Raw genomic sequence first — 19,270 nt, 5'->3', positions numbered from 1 at the left:
CGTTCGGTTATAACCATGTCTTTATTGTGTTTTTCGCCAAATGCGCCCCATACTGGCGGTTTAGTTATGTGAAATCACTGAAAGGCTCCGAAGATTAACGTCTCTCCCCCCCCTCCTCCCGACTTGTCCAGGCTGAGTGCCGGGCGCGGCATACGCGTGGTGGGAGACGTGCATGGAGACCTGACCGCTTTTGAACATGCTGTCGCCACCGACCGGTTCATCATCCAGCTGGGCGATCTGGTCGATCATGGTCCCGACAGCGCAGGCACGCTCAGGCTCATGCTCGATCTGATCGATGATGAGCGCGGCTTGTTCATCCTCGGCAATCATGATCGCAAGCTGGGCCGTGCGCTTGAAGGACGCAGGCTGCGCCGTGATCCCCCTCTGGAGGAGACACTGCATCAACTGTCCGGGCCTGTTCAGGCCGGGTTGCGGGAACGCGCCTATGAGGCGATCGCTGCCGCACCCGCATGGATCGTCCATGACACGCTTATCTTTGTGCATGGCGGCTTCCATACCGACATGCTTGTGGAAGCCCCGCCTCCCGCCCTTGGGAGCATGAGTTCCCTGCTGTCGCGCGCGCTCTTTGGCGAGACCACGGGAAGAATGCAGCCCGATGGCTATCCCGAGCGACGCCTGCGCTGGATCGACCATATTCCCGCAGGGCATGTCGTCTATTGTGGCCATGACCGACGCTCGACCGACGGACGACCCTGGATACGCGACGGGCGTAACGGGGGGCGTGCGATATTTACCGACCTTGGCGCCGGCAAAGGCGGCCATCTTGCCTGGATTGATCTGGATGTCTGAAATCGAAACCCGTGCCCTTCTTGAGCAGCATCGCCAAAGCATCGACAATATTGATGCCGCCCTGATCCACATGCTGGCAGAACGCTTCCGTCAGACACAGGCAGTTGGCGAACTCAAGGCCCGTGCAGGCCTCCCCGCCGCGGATCCCTCCCGTGAAGCGAGACAGATCGAGCGCCTGCGCCAGCTTGCCTTGTCGGCGCGCCTCGATCCGGACTTCGCGGAAAAGTTCCTTGCTTTCATCATCAAGGAGGTGATCCGTCATCACGACTCAATCGCCGGGCGTAGCCCGCGCTGAATGGCGGAGCCTGCATGACTTCTCATCATCTTATTCTTGTCAGGCACGCCAGCGCCTCACCCGAAATACCGGGCGGGAGCGATCGTCAACGCGTTCTTACCGCCGAAGGTGAACAGGAGGCCCGTAGCCTTGCTCACAGGATTGCAGCGCTGGAGATCCCGCTGGACCGGGCCAATTTGTGGCACAGCACGGCATCACGTACGACGCAGACCGCGGCTGCCATTGCTGACTCCCTCCCTGATACCTGTGTCTCTCTCGGTCTGGATGCCCTGTATGATCTCGACCTCTATGGCTTCCTTGAGCTGCTGCGTGAAACGCCCCGGACGGTCGGGACATTGATCATCGTGGGTCACAACCCTGCGATAGCTCAGACATGCCGCCATCTTGCGAGCGACGCTATTGATGGGCCGATCGCTCGCGAATTGATGAAATCGTATGAGCCCGGCACCGCAACATTGTTCACAGTAGCCTCGGACTGGGCTGGGTTGTCTCCCAACACCGCCGGGCTCAATGCCGTCATTCACCCCTGAAGCTCATCACCCATATGTTGATTGCCCCTGTCCGGCACAATTCGTAAGGCGTTTCTTATGGCTGAACACGATACCAACGGACCCATCTCCGCAACGGCGGCCCTCAGCATAGGCGAGCGCTCTGCCGAATTCCCCATCATGAAGGGTACGATGGGCCCCGACGTGATGGATATCCGCAAACTCACCGCCGAGACCGGAATGTTTTCGTTCGATCCCGGCTATGGCGAGACGGCTTCCTGCCGTAGCGCTGTCACCTTCATCGATGGTGATGAGGGCGTGTTGCTGCACCGGGGCTATCCCATCGAGCAGCTCGCCACCGAGGCCAGTTTCACTGAAACAGCCTATCTCCTCGTCTATGGCGAACTCCCGAACCGGGCGGATTACGACCGTTTCCAGCACGATCTCAAGGAGCAAGCGCTTCTGCATGAGCAGATCCGCAACTTCTTCAACGGTTTCCGCCGCGATGCTCATCCGATGGCCATCCTGTGCGGAACCGTGGCTGCGCTTTCAGCCTTTTACCCCGACGCCGTGGATATCTCACACGAAGCCTCGCGTGACCTTTCCACCCGCCGTCTGATCGCCAAGGTACCAACCATCGCTGCCTGGGCCTATAAATACACGGTCGGTGAACCATTCGTTTACCCTGACAACAGCCTGACCTTCTCGGAAAACTTCCTGAAGATGCTGTTTGCCAAGCCGAATGCCGAGTACAAGGTCAACCCGGTTCTGGCCCGCGCCATCGACCGCATCCTGATCCTGCATGCCGATCACGAACAGAACGCCTCAACCTCGACGGTGCGCCTCGTGGGCTCGACCGGCTCGAACCCGTTTGCCTGTATCGCAGCCGGTATCGCCGCGCTCTGGGGGCCTGCGCATGGCGGGGCCAATGAGGCCGTTCTGGGCATGCTTTCCCAGATCGGATCTAAGGAAAACATCCCGGCCTTCATCACTCAGGTGAAGAACCGTGAGAGCGGCGTAAGGCTGATGGGCTTCGGCCACCGCGTGTACAAGAACTTCGATCCACGTGCGAAGATCATGGAGCAGACCTATCACGAGGTCGTGGCAGAGCTTGGTCTCAAGCACGATCCGATGTTCGATCTTGCTGCCGAACTCGAACGTATCGCCGTCAACGATCCCTATTTCGTGCAGCGCCGCCTCTACCCGAATGTCGATTTCTATTCAGGGCTGATACTGAAGGCGATGGGTATCCCGACCTCGATGTTCACCGTGCTTTTCGCAGTGGCCCGTACCGTGGGCTGGGTCAGTCAGTGGCGTGAAATGATCGAGGAGCCCGGTCAGCGTATCGGACGGCCACGCCAACTCTATATCGGACAAACCCGTCGCGATTACGTACCACTTTGCCGACGAAGCTGAATTCATTCAGGTGAAAAGGGAGAAAACCGGAGTAATGCTCCGGTTTTTTTTCCAAGCGCCCGACCAGTTGCAGGACAAAAATCTTTTATAGCGCCTCCCCTTCCAGAGAGGTGATGTTCGCGATCCTCGCGGATCACTCAGACCGCCGGAAAGCAGAGGCTGTCACCCAGCACTCCGCTCAGCTAGTACCTGCCCGGATATTTCAGCCGTCAGCAATCACAGCCCGGCGTCGCGCCCTTGTCCTGACGCACGATGTGATGATCAATCCATTCCGACACCAGACGGCGCGCCTCATTGATGGACGCTTCGGGATGATGAATACGGTAAAGGGTCGTGCATGCGGTGAAAGCCTGGATGTCAGGCTGACCCACTTCCCGCAACTCTTCATACGCCGTGATGACGGCGCGTTCGCACTTTCGGGAAATGCGGTTGAGATCAACAGTCACGCAAACAGATCCTAGTTAAGAATTATTATCAATTGCTGCATTGTAAATCTTTTCCGATGGTAAATGCAAGCGTAGCCTATCGCACTCACGGGAGCGTTTTCTCTGCTTATTTGTCTTACTTTTCTCGCGAAGGCCGGATAATCCTGCACGGCTAAAGATCATGGAGTGACAAGAGATGGCTCTCAGCAACGAGATCAACGGTGGTGCGGTTCGCCAGACCCAGTGGGACAGGGATGCAGCCCTGACCACAGCGCGCATCCTTCTGGAAATCAAGGCGATCAATTTCCGCCCTGACGAGCCCTACACCCTGACCTCAGGCTGGAAATCGCCGGTCTATATCGATTGCCGCAAGATCATCTTCTTCCCGCGCGCACGCGCCAAGATTGTCGAACTTGCTGTCGAGAAGATCGGCCGCCACATCGGCTATGAGAGCATCGAGTGCGTTGTCGGCGGTGAAACCGCCGGTATCCCCTTTGCTGCCTGGATCGCCGACCGGATGATGGCGCCGATGGCCTATGTCCGCAAAAAGCCCAAGGGCTTTGGCCGCAACGCGCAGATCGAGGGCGACGTCCCGGAATCGATGCGCACCCTACTGGTCGAAGACCTCACCACGGACGGCGCGTCCAAGGTCCGCTTTGCCAATGCCCTGCGTTCGGCGGGTGCCATTGTCGATCACACCTTTGTCGTCTTCTTTTACGGTGTGTTCCCCGGCGCACAGAAGACGCTTGCCGACATGAATGTCTCGCTTCATTCGCTCTGCACCTGGTGGGATGTGCTTGAGGCCTGCTCCGGCGCGAATTATTTCTCCGAGAGCGACATTCATGAGGTGCGTCGCTTCCTTGAGGATCCCTGCGGCTGGTCCAAGGCACATGGCGGTGTCGGCAGCGCCGAGGAAGCTGCAGCCCTCAAGGCCAAGGCGGAAGGCTGACTTGCCCACCGATCCGGGTCGCGTTCTGGCTTTTGACTCGGGCATAGGCGGTCTTGCGGTGGTGCAGGCTCTGCGCACCACCCTGCCGCCCGGCACCCTGATCGACTATCTGGCCGATAACGCGCTTTTTCCTTACGGCGAACAGGACGATGCCGTCCTCGTCACGCGCATCCTAGCGCTCATGGAAGAGCGTATTGCCCGACTTCACCCCGATGTCGTGCTGATTGCATGCAATACCGCCAGCACCATCGCCCTCGACGCCCTGCGCGCTCGTTTCGATGTGCCCTTCGTGGGCTGCGTGCCCCCCGTCCGCTGGGCGGCACGCGTCAGTCAGACACGGGTTTTCGGCCTGTTGGCCACACGAGGCACGGCACGTCGCCCCTATCTGCGTAGCCTGCGCGACACGTTCGCCGCCGATTGCGAGATGATCGTGCACGGGGCCCGTACCCTTGCCGATCTGGCGGAACAGGCCTTCCTGGGCCGTCCGATCGATGACAATCTGGTAGCCCAGGAACTGCGGCATCTGTTCGAGGCGCCCAATGGCGCCCGGATTGATACAATCGGACTGGGCTGCACCCATTACACGTTCCTAAGCAATGCTTTCCTGCGCCTGTGCCCACCGGACATCAACTGGCTCGACCCCGCTTTTGCGGTCGCCCGACAGGTCAATCACGTGCTTGAAATGCGGGTGTCAGATCGTTCGGCCAGCGCCGCGCCAGAATCGCTCTGCCTGACTGGCCCAGCCGCGGATGAACAGGCCCTGAGGCGCGCCATTGCTCGCTTGGGGTATCAGGATATCACGGTTCTGGACGCAACCCCCGTATCCTGAACAGGGGCGCTCTGGACCGACTTCGCGGCCGAGCGGATGAGGCGCGACCTGCCTGACAACAGGTAACAACGGGAAAGCTCTCTGCTCCCCCGTCTCTTCAGTCAGTTGGCGCGGCTGACCGTATAGGAGGCTGCGTCGATCATGAGCTGCCGGATCGGGCTGTCAGGGAAAGACGACAGGGCTTCGATAGCCGCATCTGCATAAAGCTGCGCCCGATCCAGCGTCGTCTGGATGGCCCCCGTTTTCTCGATAAGGGCGAGCGCGTGCGGCAGATCCTCATCGGTCTGCTCACCGGTTTCGATCACACGCAGCCAGAACGCACGATCAGCCTCGTCGCCAGCCTGGAAAGCCGTCAGCACAGGCAGGGTAATCTTGCCCTCACGCATGTCATCGCCGACGGTCTTGCCCAGCACCTGCTGGTCGGCCGCATAATCGAGCGCGTCATCGACAAGCTGGAACGCCATGCCCAGATTGGTGCCATAGGCCTCGAGCGCATTCTCGTCGCTCTCCGGGCGTGCGGCCACCACGGCGCCTACCCGGCATGCGGCAGCAAACAACGCAGCCGTCTTGCCGTGAATGACCTCCAGATATTTCTCGATCGGTGTGGACAGATCGTTCTGTGTCGCCATCTGCAACACCTCGCCTTCGGCAATCGTAGCCGAGGCGGCCGAAAGAATGGCCATGACCTTGAGGGAGCCATCGGCGGTCATCAGCTGGAACGAACGAGCAAACAGGAAATCGCCTACCAGCACCGAGGCCTTGTTGCCGAACACGGCATTGGCGGAGGCAAGGCCACGGCGCAACGTGCTTTCATCCACCACGTCGTCATGCAGCAATGTGGCCGTATGGATGAACTCGACACAGGCGGCCAGCCCGACATGACGCTGGTTCTCGGGCGAGGGCTCATAGCCACACAGACGCGCCGATGCGAGGGTGAGCAACGGGCGCAGCCTCTTGCCACCAGCGGCGACCAGATGGGCGCCCAATTGGGGGATAAGCGGGACCGGGCTTTGCATACGCGCGACAATCTCGCGGTTGCAGGCCTCCATGTCATCCTTGAGAAAGTCGGAAAGGGCGTTAAGGGCTGAGCGCTCGCCATTGACGGGCACGGCTGCACTGTTGTTTTGCTCGGCCTTCATATCGGCCAGGCTGTCGGCACCACCCAAGGCAACTCTCCACTTCCTACTTGGCCACTGACGACCCTGATGCAGTATAAGGCACGAGCCGACACCCCGCACGGCGTAACAGGACACCGAGACAGAAACCGGATTTCATGCATGAGCCATTCAGACCGGAGAACCGGCCCTCTGACAGTCAAATCCATATGAGCGGCAGGACGGCCCCGGTCAACCCGGCAACCCTCAAAGCTGATGCTGCCGCAATCAATACAATCGAAACGATGCCCGGTTATCTGCTCGACCAACGTGTGCAGTATCACCAGTTCACAAAGGGTTATCGCACCGGCATAGAACCAGTACTCATGGCCGCCTTCGTGCCCGCCCGACGTGGCCAGAGCATTCTCGAGGCTGGATGCGGCGCAGGGGCCGGCCTGCTTTGCCTCATGACGCGGTGTCCTGAGACCAGCGGCGCAGGTATCGAGGCCGATGGGGCTACTGCCGGACTCGCCATAAAGAACATGGAGGCCAATGGTCTGGGCGCCCGCGTCTCGATCATTCAGGGCAGCCTGCCCGACATCCCCCCTACCCTGCGACAGATAACGCCGGGGGCCAATGGCCGCTTCCACCACGCCATGGCCAATCCTCCATGGCACCCTGCCGATCATACCGGGGCCGATGATGCTCGACGCCGCCTGGCAATGACCATGCCAGAAGGAGGCTGGAGCACATGGATCGACGCGCTGTCAAAATGGGTTCTTCCTGGCGGCAGCCTCACACTCGCTCTGCCGGCCTTTGTTATTGACACAGCCTGTGAGGCCATGCGTCAGGCTGGGTTCGGAAGCCTGACTCTTTGTCCGCTCTGGCCCAAACAGGGACGGGCAGCGAAGATCGTCCTCTTACGCGGGATATGGGGGGGCAAGGGCGCGTTCCGTCTTCTTCCTGGCCTCGTGCTTCACCGACCGGAGGGCGGCTACACGGACGAGTGTGAGGCGGTTCTGCGCAACGTCAACCCAATCACTGTTCCATGAGGCGAGTTAAGGCTCATGACCCATTGATTTGATTGCGGAAATCTAATTCAGGCTCTGCGAGGAGACTGAAGATGATCGATCTGTTTTGGCTGACGGACGAACAGATGGATCATCTGCGGCCCTTTTTCCTCAAGAGCCACGGCTAACCCTGCGTTGCTGACCGTCGCGTGTTAATCGGCATCATAATCGTAAACCGTGATGGCTTGCGCTGGCGTGATGCGCCTCGGGAATACAGCCCATATAAAACGTTGTACAATCGGTGGAAGCGCTGGGGTGCTATGGGACTCTTCGCCCAGATGACGGACGGTCTGGCTACCGGAAAAGCAGAGCCCCAGACCATCATGATCAATGCGACCTATCTCGAAGCGTACCGTACGGCTCCAGGCCTGCAGTTGAGAAAGGGGATCTGGGCTGCCTGATTGGACGGACAAAAGGTGGCATGACTACGAAGCTGCATGCGATTACCGATAGAACGTACGACCGTTGAGCTTTTTTTAAGACTGCGGGGCAGATCAGTAGATATATTGGTGCTGCTGCTCCGCTGCACAGTCTCCCTATGGCACATTGGATGCTGACGGACCGAGGCCACGATGCTGACTGGTTTCGGGATGCGCTGGAAAAGAAAGGGTTCAGGCTCCGCATTCCGGGGCGGAGATCCCGCGAAAAACCAGTCAACTGCGACAAGCGGAAATATAACAGACACAACAGCATCGAAATCACGTTCGGCCGCCCCAAGGACTGGCGGCGTGTCGCAACACGCTACGACAGACGCCCGAATGTCTTCTTCCCAGCCATCTGTCTCGCTGCAACCGTCATGTTCTGGCTATGGGTCCTGAGCCGAGCGTGGTCAGTCTGTACCATGGCTAGAAGGACCGCATCACTCCGCGGGATAGTACATGTCGCATGGCAATCATCCGTCGGCGCTTCCGAGGAGATAGGCGTCTTCGATCTCCCGTGTGCCCGGACAAAATGAATCATCGTACCCGCTAAGGCGGTAATCAAGCCCCCATTTAACCAATGTCAGTGTTTGAAATGCGCAGATAAGACTGCTGCGCCTACTGTCCGACTATCGGATAAGCCAATCAGCCATATCACCAGCATGGAATTTCTGACTTGAGGAGATAGGTCATTCCACATGCTTTGTTGCATACAACCATTTGGAGGCACGAGACCCGCCATGTTAAATCGAGTTTAGGGTTTTCATATAAATGAAATATTTGAGATCGGCCAGAAATGATCCTATTCGAAGGAAAAGAGATTGTAGTTCATAGGAACGAATATCATGGGGATTATATAGTTATTACTTTCTGTCCCGCTGGTATTTCTCAACACGCGATCTCAGGCTTTTTCGCTGAGACGCCCCTGAACAAGTCGAGAATTCCAGCGATCGGCGTAACTATGAAGCGTGATTACTGGTTCATTTCGGAGGAGGAGAACGAGTGGCTTCCTGTGATACAGAGAGAGATCTCGGGTATCAGTAAAGTCATCGTAGTCGGATGTTCAATGGGGGGGCATGCGGCCATACGTCTCGCTGACTCTCTCAATGCAGACGTAGTCCTAGCAATGTCTCCAAAATGGTCATTAGACCGGAACGAATGCGACCATATCGAAGACAGATATGAGAAAGAAAATTTTCGGGACGCCATGCTTGGCATGGGGCTACGTCAGCAGGAAGTAAAGGCACGCATCATCGTTATATACGATCCTCACAACGAAGTTGATTCGCATCATGCTGCAATGATCGCCAAGCACGTTGATCGAGTCAGCGAGGCAAAACTATTTCATGTAGGACACGGGATTGTAGATTTTATTTCAGGAACAAACAACACGAAAAAAAATCATCAATGCCAGTCTGACATGTGATATTCCCCGTATTGTCAAAGTAATATCGGATATAAAGCGTTCGCACCCTGCCACTATCCGACTTATTCTCGAAAAATACATAGAGAAAAAGCCATTACTTTGCTACAGATTGTTGCAAACAATACGTCAACGCAGCGATAGCTATCTTGCCGTGGTCAAAGACAGCAAGATCGCCGGGCGCTTATCATATCACTTGAGACGCCGAAATCACAGGGACGAATCATATATGGTATTAAAGTGGCTCGACTCCTGTACATTACCCCCGGCTGTGGGCCGAAAACGTGACTACATGTTTCGGAATCAGAGTCGTTGTAATTTGCTCTCTTTCCACGGCCTTATGCTTGTCTACGATGTTAAGAATAAATGCCTAAAAGGGCAGCATCTGATATTTCCGGAATCAGGATGTATACCTGTACACATCACGATCGATGCAGGTGATCTCTATCTAAAATCATGTTTTGACGGATCTGAGTATTTTCTCGTCATACGAGACGGAAATGTTGATCTTGATAAGTGCTACGATAGATCTTCTGTTTTTCGTCTTGTCGAAAGCCGCTCAGAAGCATGGATGGCACACTTCAATGCGGGCATAGATGAACGTGGTTATGTCGTCGCGAGCCGACTTGGCTTCGTCGTAGTCTTCCCGGGAGGAGATGTATGGCTGGATTGTAAAAGCGATCAAACATTTGAGTCCGTCGTATTGATTCCCGCGCCCGAAACGAACGGACATACCCAGATTGGTCAATGCCATATCCAGGCAGGAAGCCAGACCGTTTCGACCCAACTGCACTCCCTCCTTTCCGCCCCGGCACGGCACGGCGGCTGACAGTTACAAGTCCAAATGCCAGTCCAACAGGGCGCGAGGCCGAGGCAACTGAGCGCTCCCTAGTTAGCAGGCACCTATCTGAAGCATGACTCAGTAAAAGACATGTAAGTGACCGAGGGCTGAGCCGGCTTTTAGGTCACAGGCCTCGCAGACGCTGCGGGGATAAAATTGGATGTTTGCATAGCCGGAGTCGGGAAAATATCTCCCCTCAATAATAACACTTAAAAAAGCCAAAAGTCGATCCCGATAATCGTTTTCTTATTGTACATATTTTTTGCATATCAGCGTGAGTGCGGGGCTAATACTCTTGGACCTCCCAATTCCAGACATGGCGTCTTTACGGAATTCGATAATAACCATAAATTTATGGTTATGGGCAGCGATTCCCCTGCTCGGGCATTCCCACCGCGTCAGGGATAAAAGGCCTAGGCCTATAATCTTTTGCTAACGACCCAAACTGGAAAACGGGTCCGTTTACCCTGTGCAGGCCATATACCCCTACGCGATCGATTTTTCCCCAATGAGATCATTTTGATCGAGCACAGCCAAAATGTTCCCCGCGTAGTCAGGTGTCCGTAATTCCCTGTGGCCGAACTGCCGATGGCATTAAACCGTGTCGAAGTATGCAATAACACTACCATCGTCCAGAAGCTCGGTACTCCATGATGGGGGCTTCAGGTTATCCGTGCTCCGGGTCAGGTACACGATGATATATTGGGACGTTTATGGGCGTCGCAGCGAGTTTAAGACGTGCTGTGGTGGGGGGAGTTACCCCCACCGAAACCGTCAGGAAGCGAAAACGTCCGCTTCGAAAGCTTCTTCCCAGGATCCCGACGTCGAAGCACGGGAGTATTCCGTCGAACGGTTTTCGAAGAAATTGGCGTGTTCCACCGCATTCAGCATGTCATCGAGCCAGGGCAGCGGGTTCTCTTCGATGCCATAGAAGGGATCGAGACCAAGCTGCGTCATGCGACGATCGGCGATAAAGCGAATATAACGCTTCACCTGATCAGCGCTCAGGCCTTCGACATCGCCCATCTCGAAAGCGAGATCGATGAAGGCATCCTCATGCTCAACCGTCGTCGCACAGATCTCGGCGAGTTCGGCGCGGAAATCCTCTGTCCAGATCTCGCGGTTTTCACGCACGAAGGTGCGGAACAGGCGGATCATGGACAGGCAGTGCAGCGTTTCATCGCGCACCGACCAGGAAACGATCTGCCCCATCCCCTTGAGCTTGTTGAAGCGGGGGAAGTTCAGCAGGATCGCGAAGGAGGCAAAAAGCTGCAGCCCTTCCATGAAAGCGCCGAACGCTGCCATGGTCTTCGCGATTTCACGCTTGTTGTTGATGTTGAAGGACTGCATGAAATCATACTTGTCCTTCATCTCCTTGTACTTCAGGAATGCCGAATACTCTGTTTCCGGCATACCGATCGTATCAAGAAGATGCGAGTAGGCAGCGATATGAATCGTTTCGATATTCGAGAACGATGACAGCATCATCAGCACTTCGGTCGGTTTGAAGACCTGGCTGTAATACTTCATATACGCCGAGTTCACCTCGACGTCGGCCTGCGTGAAAAACCGGAAGATCTGCGTGACAAGATGGCGCTCGCCCTCGCTCAGTGTGCGATGCCAATCCTTCACGTCATCGGCCAGAGGCACCTCCTCAGGCAGCCAGTGAACACGCTGCTGGATCAGCCATGCGTCATAAGCCCAGGGGTAGCGGAAAGGCTTATAGACCGGGTTGGCGGTCATCAGGTCAAAATGCTGTTCTTCGGCGAGCGGCGCGCCGGCGTTCTGTGTCTCGCTCATGGGCTCTTCCTGCTCCGTTCTGTCTGCGGGCCGGAATCGGTCCGGCCCTGATTTTCCTGCAATGTCAGCGCAGCCACGCCGTGATCGTCACTCAGGATCAGGCGATCGCCTTCCCTGCGCCAAGCACGGACGCTCTGCATGGCCTTGAACACGGCATCTTCCTGCGTCATGCGCACACCCGGGCAGGCCATGCGTGTTCCCGCCGTCGGGCCAAAGGTGAAATGGGTCGCGTCGGCAACCACATGCCCCATCATCCGGTTGCATCCGCCTGTGCCAGACAGCGCACCATCGGCACGTATGACCATGAAGGCAGGCGCTGCAGGATCAACCTTCTGCGTGCCAATTTCCGTGATCGCCCACGCATCGGCAACGGGCTGGGGCACAGGCTGGCTGATGGACTCGACTGTCACCGTCGTGTCAGACGGCACAGCGCCCGCTTCCATATTGGCGGTCTTGCTTATGGCAATCAGCTTGCCATTCTGGCGTATGGCAGCGTGCAGCGTATAACGGTGTCCGGCCGTCAGGTGCTGCGCATCGTAATGTAGCGCGTAGCCATAGGGCGACTTGCCAACCGGCGTGAACTCTGTCCTGCCAAGCGTCACCGAGGGAGCATCGGCCAGGCTCACATCATCCAGCCGCACCGTGATCATCGCGCCTTTCGGTATGATCATCCCGGCAGGTGTAACGACCACCCCCTTCACGACGGTCTGTTTCACCTCGGACGCAGGGGTCGGAGCTTCCGCCGCAATAGCACACCAGTTACCAGCGGAGCCTGCTGTGAGTGTGCCTGTCAGCAGCGCCACCGCACAAAGCGAATGCTTCACTGACATGACAGACATTCCTCATAGCTCGTCGTCGCTGCGGGCTTCTTGGCAGCCTCGGCCGCGTCGCTGCTGTAGTCCTCGTCCTCGAGAATATTGTTCTTGAGCGCCATATCACTGACCGCGTCAGCGCGCTGGATCGAGAGCGAACGGCAGTAATAAAGCGACTTCACGCCACGCTTCCATGCAAGGAAATGGATCTGATGCAGGTCGCGCTTGTGAATATTGGCAGGCAGGAACACGTTGATGGATTGCGCCTGACAGATGAACCCGGCGCGATCAGCCGCATGTTCGATCACCCAGCGCTGATCCAGCTCGAATGCCGTCTTGTAAACATCCTTTTCATCCTGCGTCAGGAAGTCGAGATGCTGCACAGAACCCTTGTTCAGGGTGATCGATGACCAAACCGCATCGTTGTTATACCCCTTCTGCTCCAGCAACTTGAGCAAATGGCGGTTGCGCACGGTGAACGAGCCCGAGAGGGTTTTCTGCAAAAACACATTGGCCGAGATCGGCTCGATACCGGGGCTGGCATTGCCTGCGATGATCGAGATCGAAGCTGTGGGGGCAATCGCCATCTTGTTCGAGAAACGCTCCATAATGCCGTATTCCTCGGCATCGGGGCATGGCCCGAGCAGCTCGGCAAGATGCTTGGAGGCCGCGTCGGCCTGCACCTTGATGTGCTGGAAGATGCGCTTGTTCCACACACGCGCCATCACGCTCTCGAACGGGATGCTGCGCGCCTGCAGGAAGGAATGGAAGCCCATGACCCCAAGCCCGACCGAACGCTCGCGCATGGCGGCGTAGCGGGCGCGCTCCATGTCATCGGGCGCGCGGTCAATGAAATCCTGCAACACGCGATCAAGGAAGAGCATGACGTCTTCAATGAATTGCGGGTTGTCCTTCCACTCATCCCATGTCTCGAGATTGAGCGAGGAGAGGCAGCATACGGCGGTACGGTTCTTGCCGTGGTGATCGAGCCCGGTGGGCAGCGTGATTTCCGCGCAGAGATTGGAGGTCTTGACCTCAAGCCCGGCAAGCTTGTGATGCTCGGGGCGCGCCTTGTTCACATGATCGGAATAGATGATGTAGGGCTCACCCTGCTCCATGCGGGCCGTAAGGATACGGATCCAGAGCTGACGTGCCGGAATGCTGCGGATGACAGACATGTCCTTGGGCGAGCGCAGGCCCCATTCCTCATCTTTCTCCACGGCGCGCATGAAGTCGTCGGTGAGCAGCACACCGTGATGCAGATTGAGGGCCTTGCGGTTAGGGTCACCACCGGTCGGGCGGCGCATCTCGACGAATTCCTCGATCTCGGGATGCCAGACGGGCAGATAGACCGCCGCCGAACCGCGACGCAGCGAGCCCTGCGAAATGGCAAGTGTGAGGCTGTCCATGACGCGAATGAACGGAATGACACCCGAGGTCTTGCCGTTCTTGCCGACATTCTCGCCGATCGAGCGCAGGTTACCCCAGTAAGAGCCAATGCCGCCACCCTTGGAGGCCAGCCAGACATTCTCGTTCCAGAGGTCCACAATGCCACGCAGGCTGTCATCGGCCTCGTTCAGGAAGCACGAGATCGGCAAACCACGTGACGTTCCCCCGTTGGACAGAACCGGGGTCGCGGGCATGAACCAGTGTTGTGAAATGTAGTCATAAAGGCGCTGTGCATGGGCGGCATCGGCACCGTAATACGAGGCGACACGACCAAAAAGGTCCTGATAGTGCTCACCCGGCAGCAGATAGCGGTTATCGAGCGTCGCCCGGCCGAAATCCGTCAGAAGCGAATCACGCGACCGATTGACCCGGACAGGGTGATGGCCCTCAAGCTGAACGACATCATCGAACATATCCGGCTCGGCTTCGATCTCCTGGGGAGCGCGGTCACAGGGCTCAGGCAGAACATCAGCCGTCGCTGAAACAGGCTCACGGATCGTGTCGTCTAGCAGGCTCACGGGCCATCTCCCCAGGATCAAATCGAGTTTGGTATCGCAATTTCCGAGTGTCCTCTTGGCGCAAGTCGCGCCTGCCAGACAAGCAATATATCGGGTTAAATTTTGCCCTCGGCACTACATATGGTGTTGACAGGGGCAGAAGCCCTTGGAGAACATGGAGTTCCCCCAAGCCGCTTTTTTTACGGTACGCTCCCGGCGTTGCGATGATGTCACAGCGTTACAGGTGAACAATTCCCCGGCCCCTGCGTTGGCTGAACAACCGGAGGCTTCTGCGTCCGGAATCCAGCAGGAGGACTTGCACATGACGATCAAGAAAACTGCCAGCGCCCAGTGGAGCGGTGGCCTGAAGGACGGCAAGGGTACGATCTCGACGCAGAGCGGTGCGCTCTCCAGCCAGCCCTATGGCTTCAACACGCGATTCGAGGACAAGCCCGGCACGAACCCGGAGGAACTGATCGGTGCGGCGCATGCCGGCTGCTTCACCATGGCACTCTCCATGATCCTCGGCGATGCCGGCCTCACGGCAACGTCGCTCGAAACCAAGGCAACTGTCTCGCTCGACAAGACCGAGGGCGGTTTCGAAATTTCTGCCATCCATCTCGACCTCAAGGGCACCGTCCCCGGCGCCGATCAGGCAAAGTTTGAAGAGCTCGCCACGAAGGCCAAGAATGGCTGTCCCGTCTCGCAGCTTTTCAAGGCTGATATCACCCTGTCTGCCACGCTGGTCTGAACCGTCGGGCTGGCGACTGCCAGCCTGACACCCCCTCCCTCGAGCTCCGATACGTGCGCGTGGTTCGCGACAACGCTTGGGTGAGCCCGGAGGTGCGCCGGAGCAGTGATGGCGGATCGTGGAACGCCTCACCTCATTCGGCTGAGTGTTCGATCGACCTGCCATCGGACTCGATCTACCCCACGTGTGGGGTTAAGCCCCGGCGTACAGCATCCGCTGGAGAGTGACCCCTAATCGCGGGCGCGATGCCAGCTGTTCTGAGCATGGTCACGCAGGATGTGGTCTACGAGCAGACAAGCCAGCATAGCCTCGGCTACGGGCACCGCGCGAATACCGATGCACGGGTCATGGCGGCCCTTTGTCATGACATCGATATTCTCACCCTGACGGTTGACCGAGGGTACCGGCACCAGAATTGAACTGGTCGGCTTGATCGCGAAACGTGCGGTGATAGGCTGGCCAGTCGAGATGCCGCCCAGAATACCGCCCGCCCGGTTTCCTTCGAAATGAAGCGCGCCATCACGCATGCGCATCGGATCGGCGTTCTCCTCACCCCGCAACGCCGCAACGCCCATGCCCTCGCCAATCTCGACTGCTTTCACGCCGTTGATGCCCATGAGGGCGGAGGCGATGTCGGCGTCCAGCTTGCCATAGAGCGGCGCACCAAGGCCCGCCGGGAAGTTCTCAGCAACAACTTCAACCAGCGCGCCGATGGACGATCCTTCCTTGCGCACGCTGGAAAGCAGACCCTCCCATTCGACCGCCGTAACCGGGTCAGGACAGAACAGGGGATTGCGATTCACTTCATTCCAGTCCCACCGCGCCCTGTCGATCGCAAGGCCGCCAATCTGCACCAATGCGGCGCGTATGGTCGCCATCTCGCCCAGCAGGGTCTCGATCACACGCCGCGCAACACCGCCCGCCGCGACACGACAGGCTGTCTCTCGGGCCGATGAGCGTCCGCCCCCACGATAATCCCTGTGACCGTATTTCAGGTCGTAGGTAACGTCGGCATGGCCGGGGCGATAGCGCGATGCGATATCCGAATAGTCTTTCGAGCGCTGATCCGTATTCTCGATCATGAGCGCAATCGGCGTGCCGGTCGTCCTGCCCTCGAACACGCCGGAGAGGATACGGACCTGATCCGCCTCCTGGCGCTGGGTGGTGAATTTGGACTGTCCGGGCCTGCGTCGATCCAGCCAGGGCTGGATGTCACCCTCGTTCAGGGTGATACCGGGCGGGCAGCCATCGACGACGCAGCCAATGGCCGGCCCGTGGCTCTCGCCCCAGGTCGTGACACGAAACAGCGTCCCGAAGCTGTTATCCGACATATCAGCCTTCTGAGGATGCGACAGCGATATCGGGCGCGGTCGGATTCTTCATACCCACCACATGATAGCCGCAATCGACGTGATGTATCTCGCCTGTTGTGCCCGATGAGAGGTCAGAAAGGAAATAGAGGCCCGAACCCCCTACATCCTTGAGCGACACATTGCGCTCCATCGGCGCATTAAGCTGGTTCCAGCGCAGAATGTAGCGGAAATCGCCGATGCCATTGGCGGCCAATGTCATGATCGGCCCGGCAGAGATCGCATTCACGCGGATGTTGTCCTTGCCAAGATCCGCGGCCATGTAACGAACCGAAGCTTCGAGCGCCGCCTTGGCCACGCCCATCACATTATAATGAGGCATGACACGTTCCGCGCCCAGATAGGACAGGGTCAGGAGTGAACCGCCATCGGTCATCAGGGCCGCAGCCCGGCGCGCAACCGCTGTGAAGGAGAAGCAGGAAATATCCATCGCCTTCAGAAAGGCATCGCGAGGCGTATCGACATAGCGCCCGCGCAGAAACTGCTTGTCTGCCCAGCCAATGGCGTGAACCACGAAATCGATCTTGCCCCATGCCTTTTCGATCTCATCGAAAGCACGGTCGATATCGGCATCGTCACTGACATCACAGGGAATAACCAGAGACGCGCCAACGCTTTCAGCAAGCGGTTTGACGCGCTTGCCCAGTGCCTCGCCCTGATAGGTGAAAGCGAGCTCAGCCCCCTGTGCGGCGCAGGCAGAGGCGATGGCCCAGGCGATGGAGCGGTCATTGGCGACGCCCATCACAAGGCCGCGCTTGCCCGCCATCAGCGTCCCTGTGGGGAGATCGAACGAAGCGGTGGACATGAGGCAGATCCCGGTTAATGTCAGAGAAAGAAATAAGAATGTTCCGCTACGTCGCACATGCCTGCCGCGCAAACAAGTGTGGAGATGGCACGTTAGGCGTGGCAACGAGAACGCATCGAAATGACACAGGAGAAACCCTGTCATGACTGATAACACCACCCTCCCCCTTATCCCGCTCGACGCAGACCCCTTTGTTCTCTTTGCCGAGTGGATGAAGGAAGCCGAGGCCAGCGAGCCAAATGACCCCAATGCCATGGCGCTCGCCACCGCATCACCCGAGGGTATTCCCTCCGTCCGCATGATCCTCCTCAAGGGCGCGGATGAGCGGGGTTTTGTGTTCTATACCAACCTCGAGAGCCGCAAGGGTGGTGAGCTGCTGAGCAATCCAAATGCGGCACTGCTCTTTCACTGGAAATCCCTCCGCCGTCAGATCCGCATCGAGGGTCCGGTCGAGCCTGTGAGTGCAGAGGAGGCCGATCGTTACTTCGCCAGCCGCAGCCGCAATTCCCGTATTGGTGCCATCGCCTCCGACCAGTCGCGGCCGCTCGCCGAGCGCGCTGATTTTGAGAAACGCATAGAGGTGGTGACAGCGCGTTTCGAAGGGAGGGAGCCCGAGCGCCCCGCAAACTGGTCTGGGTTCCGCCTTGTACCCCGACAGATCGAGTTCTGGCAGGACCGCCCCTATCGCATGCACGACCGCGCCACGTGGACGCGCGAGGAAAATGACTGGGCTGTGACCCGGCTTTATCCCTGACCCGACCTTTTGCGGGCGGATCAGCAGGGCTCCGCCCATCCCGCCCAGAAACATTCCTATGCAGTGAGATTACCCATGGCCAACGACGTCAGAAACATCCTCGTCCCGCTCAATGGCGCAGGCAATATCGATGCCGTTCTACGTGTCGGCCTGCTTCATGCACGCGCCTTCAATGCCCACCTCTCAACCGTACTTGTGGGTGACGATCCTAACGAGATGGCAGCGCTCACAGGCGAGGGCCTCTCGAGTGCGATGATCAACGAGATGATGGAGGCGGCCGAGCATGAGGCGCATCGCCGCATGCTTCAGGTTCGGCTCAAATTTGATGCGTTCATTCGCGACAATGACATCGAGCCCAAGCAGGGTTTTCTCGAGAACGACCCCCTCGCCCATTCGCGACTGAGCGCCTCCCTCGAATTTCTGACGGGATCGGAACACGAGGCCGTGACCTGGCGGGCACGCCTGTCGGACCTCACCCTTATGCCGCATCTTGGGCCTAACGATAACGCCCGTGCCTCGGAAGTCCTGCATGCGGTGCTTTATGATAGCGGCTGCCCGCTGGTTATCGCCCCTCCGACGCCACCTGTCAGTTCGGGCAAGCGCCTGTGTATTGCCTGGAATGGCACTGCGGAAGCGGCCTCAGCCCTGCGCGGGGCTCTCCCTTATGCCAAACAGGCCGAGGCCGTGCAGATCCTCACCAGCGTCGATTATCATCGGCGCGGGCCCGAAGCAGATACCGTGCAGGATTATCTCAAGCTGCACGGCGTGAATGCCGAGATCAGGAATTTCAAGGGAATCGAGCGTGATGTCGGCGCGGGTATCCTTGCCGCCTGCGCGGATTTTAGCGCCGACATGCTCACGATGGGGGCCTATTCACACTCCAGGTTGCGCCAGATGATCATGGGTGGCGCCACCCGTCACGTGCTTGAACACGCAGGCATAACCGTTCTCATGAGCCGTTGAGGCGTGATTT

The 19,270-nt window shown here is 57.9% G+C and carries 19 protein-coding genes and 1 pseudogene; 13 read left to right on the top strand and 7 right to left on the bottom strand.

Translation table 11 applies throughout. The features are described 5' to 3' along the window. Positions 1-123: 123 nt before the first annotated feature. From F3J08_RS02490 to F3J08_RS02475, 4 genes are read left to right on the top strand one after another with little or no spacing between them, the layout of a single operon-like run. Positions 124-810, top strand: a complete 687-nt coding sequence (locus F3J08_RS02490) for a metallophosphoesterase (protein WP_122040020.1) — start codon at positions 124-126, stop codon at positions 808-810. Continuing rightward, the gene (locus F3J08_RS02485) at positions 803-1,105 is read left to right on the top strand and encodes a chorismate mutase (protein WP_122040019.1); all 303 of its coding nucleotides are present in this window, start codon (positions 803-805) and stop codon (positions 1,103-1,105) included. Before F3J08_RS02490 ends, F3J08_RS02485 begins: the two co-directional genes overlap by 8 nt. Positions 1,106-1,119: 14 nt before the next feature. Then, positions 1,120-1,635: a histidine phosphatase family protein gene (locus F3J08_RS02480; protein WP_166928282.1), complete on the top strand. Its 516-nt coding sequence runs from the start codon at positions 1,120-1,122 to the stop codon at positions 1,633-1,635. A gap of 57 nt (positions 1,636-1,692) precedes the next feature. Continuing rightward, entirely contained in the window at positions 1,693-3,009 is a 1,317-nt protein-coding gene (locus F3J08_RS02475) for a citrate synthase (protein ID WP_122040017.1), read from the top strand. Positions 3,010-3,218: 209 nt separating this feature from the next. On the opposite strand, the gene F3J08_RS02470 is transcribed toward F3J08_RS02475, so the two are convergent. Continuing rightward, positions 3,219-3,455, bottom strand: a complete 237-nt coding sequence (locus F3J08_RS02470) for a hypothetical protein (protein ID WP_023978727.1) — start codon at positions 3,453-3,455, stop codon at positions 3,219-3,221. 175 nt (positions 3,456-3,630) lie between these two features. Here F3J08_RS02470 and F3J08_RS02465 point away from each other — a divergent pair, with 175 nt between their 5' ends. Both F3J08_RS02465 and murI read left to right on the top strand, forming a co-directional pair. Continuing rightward, positions 3,631-4,383, top strand: coding sequence for an orotate phosphoribosyltransferase (locus tag F3J08_RS02465; protein ID WP_023978728.1), 753 nt, complete (start codon positions 3,631-3,633; stop codon positions 4,381-4,383). Position 4,384: 1 nt separating this feature from the next. Continuing rightward, positions 4,385-5,212, top strand: coding sequence for a glutamate racemase (gene murI, locus F3J08_RS02460; protein ID WP_240149067.1), 828 nt, complete (start codon positions 4,385-4,387; stop codon positions 5,210-5,212). Positions 5,213-5,313: 101 nt separating this feature from the next. Here the strand turns inward: murI and F3J08_RS02455 are convergent, their stop codons facing one another. Beyond that, positions 5,314-6,351, bottom strand: a complete 1,038-nt coding sequence (locus F3J08_RS02455) for a polyprenyl synthetase family protein (RefSeq protein ID WP_166928332.1) — start codon at positions 6,349-6,351, stop codon at positions 5,314-5,316. A 185-nt stretch (positions 6,352-6,536) separates the two neighbouring features. On the opposite strand from F3J08_RS02455, the gene F3J08_RS02450 reads away from it, so the two are divergent. The 4 genes and pseudogenes from F3J08_RS02450 (at position 6,537) to F3J08_RS02435 (ending at position 10,047) form a co-directional block, all read left to right on the top strand. Beyond that, positions 6,537-7,358, top strand: a complete 822-nt coding sequence (locus tag F3J08_RS02450; RefSeq protein WP_166928280.1) for a tRNA1(Val) (adenine(37)-N6)-methyltransferase — start codon at positions 6,537-6,539, stop codon at positions 7,356-7,358. A 71-nt stretch (positions 7,359-7,429) separates the two neighbouring features. Beyond that, positions 7,430-8,184: pseudogene (locus F3J08_RS02445) on the top strand (IS5 family transposase); the annotation flags it as partial. A gap of 407 nt (positions 8,185-8,591) precedes the next feature. After that, positions 8,592-9,221 carry a hypothetical protein gene (locus F3J08_RS02440; RefSeq protein WP_166928279.1) on the top strand — a complete coding sequence of 210 codons (630 nt, stop codon included), beginning with the start codon at positions 8,592-8,594 and terminating at the stop codon, positions 9,219-9,221. 316 nt (positions 9,222-9,537) lie between these two features. Continuing rightward, positions 9,538-10,047, top strand: coding sequence for a hypothetical protein (locus F3J08_RS02435; protein WP_166928278.1), 510 nt, complete (start codon positions 9,538-9,540; stop codon positions 10,045-10,047). Positions 10,048-10,833: 786 nt separating this feature from the next. Here the strand turns inward: F3J08_RS02435 and F3J08_RS02430 are convergent. The 3 genes from F3J08_RS02430 to F3J08_RS02420 are packed head-to-tail and all read right to left on the bottom strand — an operon-like array spanning position 10,834 to position 14,533. Continuing rightward, positions 10,834-11,859: a ribonucleotide-diphosphate reductase subunit beta gene (locus F3J08_RS02430; RefSeq protein WP_062164769.1), complete on the bottom strand. Its 1,026-nt coding sequence runs from the start codon at positions 11,857-11,859 to the stop codon at positions 10,834-10,836. Further along, positions 11,856-12,689, bottom strand: a complete 834-nt coding sequence (locus F3J08_RS02425; RefSeq protein ID WP_166928277.1) for an META domain-containing protein — start codon at positions 12,687-12,689, stop codon at positions 11,856-11,858. The genes F3J08_RS02430 and F3J08_RS02425 overlap by 4 nt, the downstream gene beginning before the upstream one ends. Beyond that, positions 12,680-14,533, bottom strand: coding sequence for a ribonucleoside-diphosphate reductase subunit alpha (locus F3J08_RS02420; protein WP_205206672.1), 1,854 nt, complete (start codon positions 14,531-14,533; stop codon positions 12,680-12,682). The genes F3J08_RS02425 and F3J08_RS02420 overlap by 10 nt, the downstream gene beginning before the upstream one ends. Before the next feature lie 406 nt (positions 14,534-14,939). Here F3J08_RS02420 and F3J08_RS02415 point away from each other — a divergent pair, with 406 nt between their 5' ends. Further along, a complete protein-coding gene (locus F3J08_RS02415) occupies positions 14,940-15,368 on the top strand; it encodes an OsmC family protein (RefSeq protein ID WP_166928275.1) in 429 nt (142 codons plus the stop codon). A 230-nt stretch (positions 15,369-15,598) separates the two neighbouring features. On the opposite strand, the gene aroC is transcribed toward F3J08_RS02415, so the two are convergent. Beyond that, on the bottom strand, positions 15,599-16,699 hold the full coding sequence (gene aroC, locus F3J08_RS02410) for a chorismate synthase (RefSeq protein ID WP_166928274.1): 1,101 nt from the start codon (positions 16,697-16,699) through the stop codon (positions 15,599-15,601). 1 nt (position 16,700) lies between these two features. Continuing rightward, complete coding sequence (fabI, locus tag F3J08_RS02405) at positions 16,701-17,543, bottom strand: enoyl-ACP reductase FabI (protein WP_122040009.1); 843 nt, start codon at positions 17,541-17,543, stop codon at positions 16,701-16,703. 142 nt (positions 17,544-17,685) lie between these two features. Here fabI and pdxH point away from each other — a divergent pair, with 142 nt between their 5' ends. Together pdxH and F3J08_RS02395 are read left to right on the top strand one after the other, a co-directional pair. Next, positions 17,686-18,297, top strand: coding sequence for a pyridoxamine 5'-phosphate oxidase (gene pdxH, locus F3J08_RS02400; RefSeq protein ID WP_166928273.1), 612 nt, complete (start codon positions 17,686-17,688; stop codon positions 18,295-18,297). Between the two features lie 75 nt (positions 18,298-18,372). Continuing rightward, complete coding sequence (locus tag F3J08_RS02395; RefSeq protein ID WP_166928272.1) at positions 18,373-19,260, top strand: universal stress protein; 888 nt, start codon at positions 18,373-18,375, stop codon at positions 19,258-19,260. Positions 19,261-19,270: the final 10 nt, after the last annotated feature.

Origin of the sequence: Asaia sp. As-1742, from assembly GCF_011753235.1 — a bacterium.
GTDB classification, from domain to species: domain Bacteria; phylum Pseudomonadota; class Alphaproteobacteria; order Acetobacterales; family Acetobacteraceae; genus Asaia; species Asaia bogorensis_B.
Note: the sequence above shows the minus strand (reverse complement) of the source record. Positions and strands in the feature narration are given on the sequence as shown.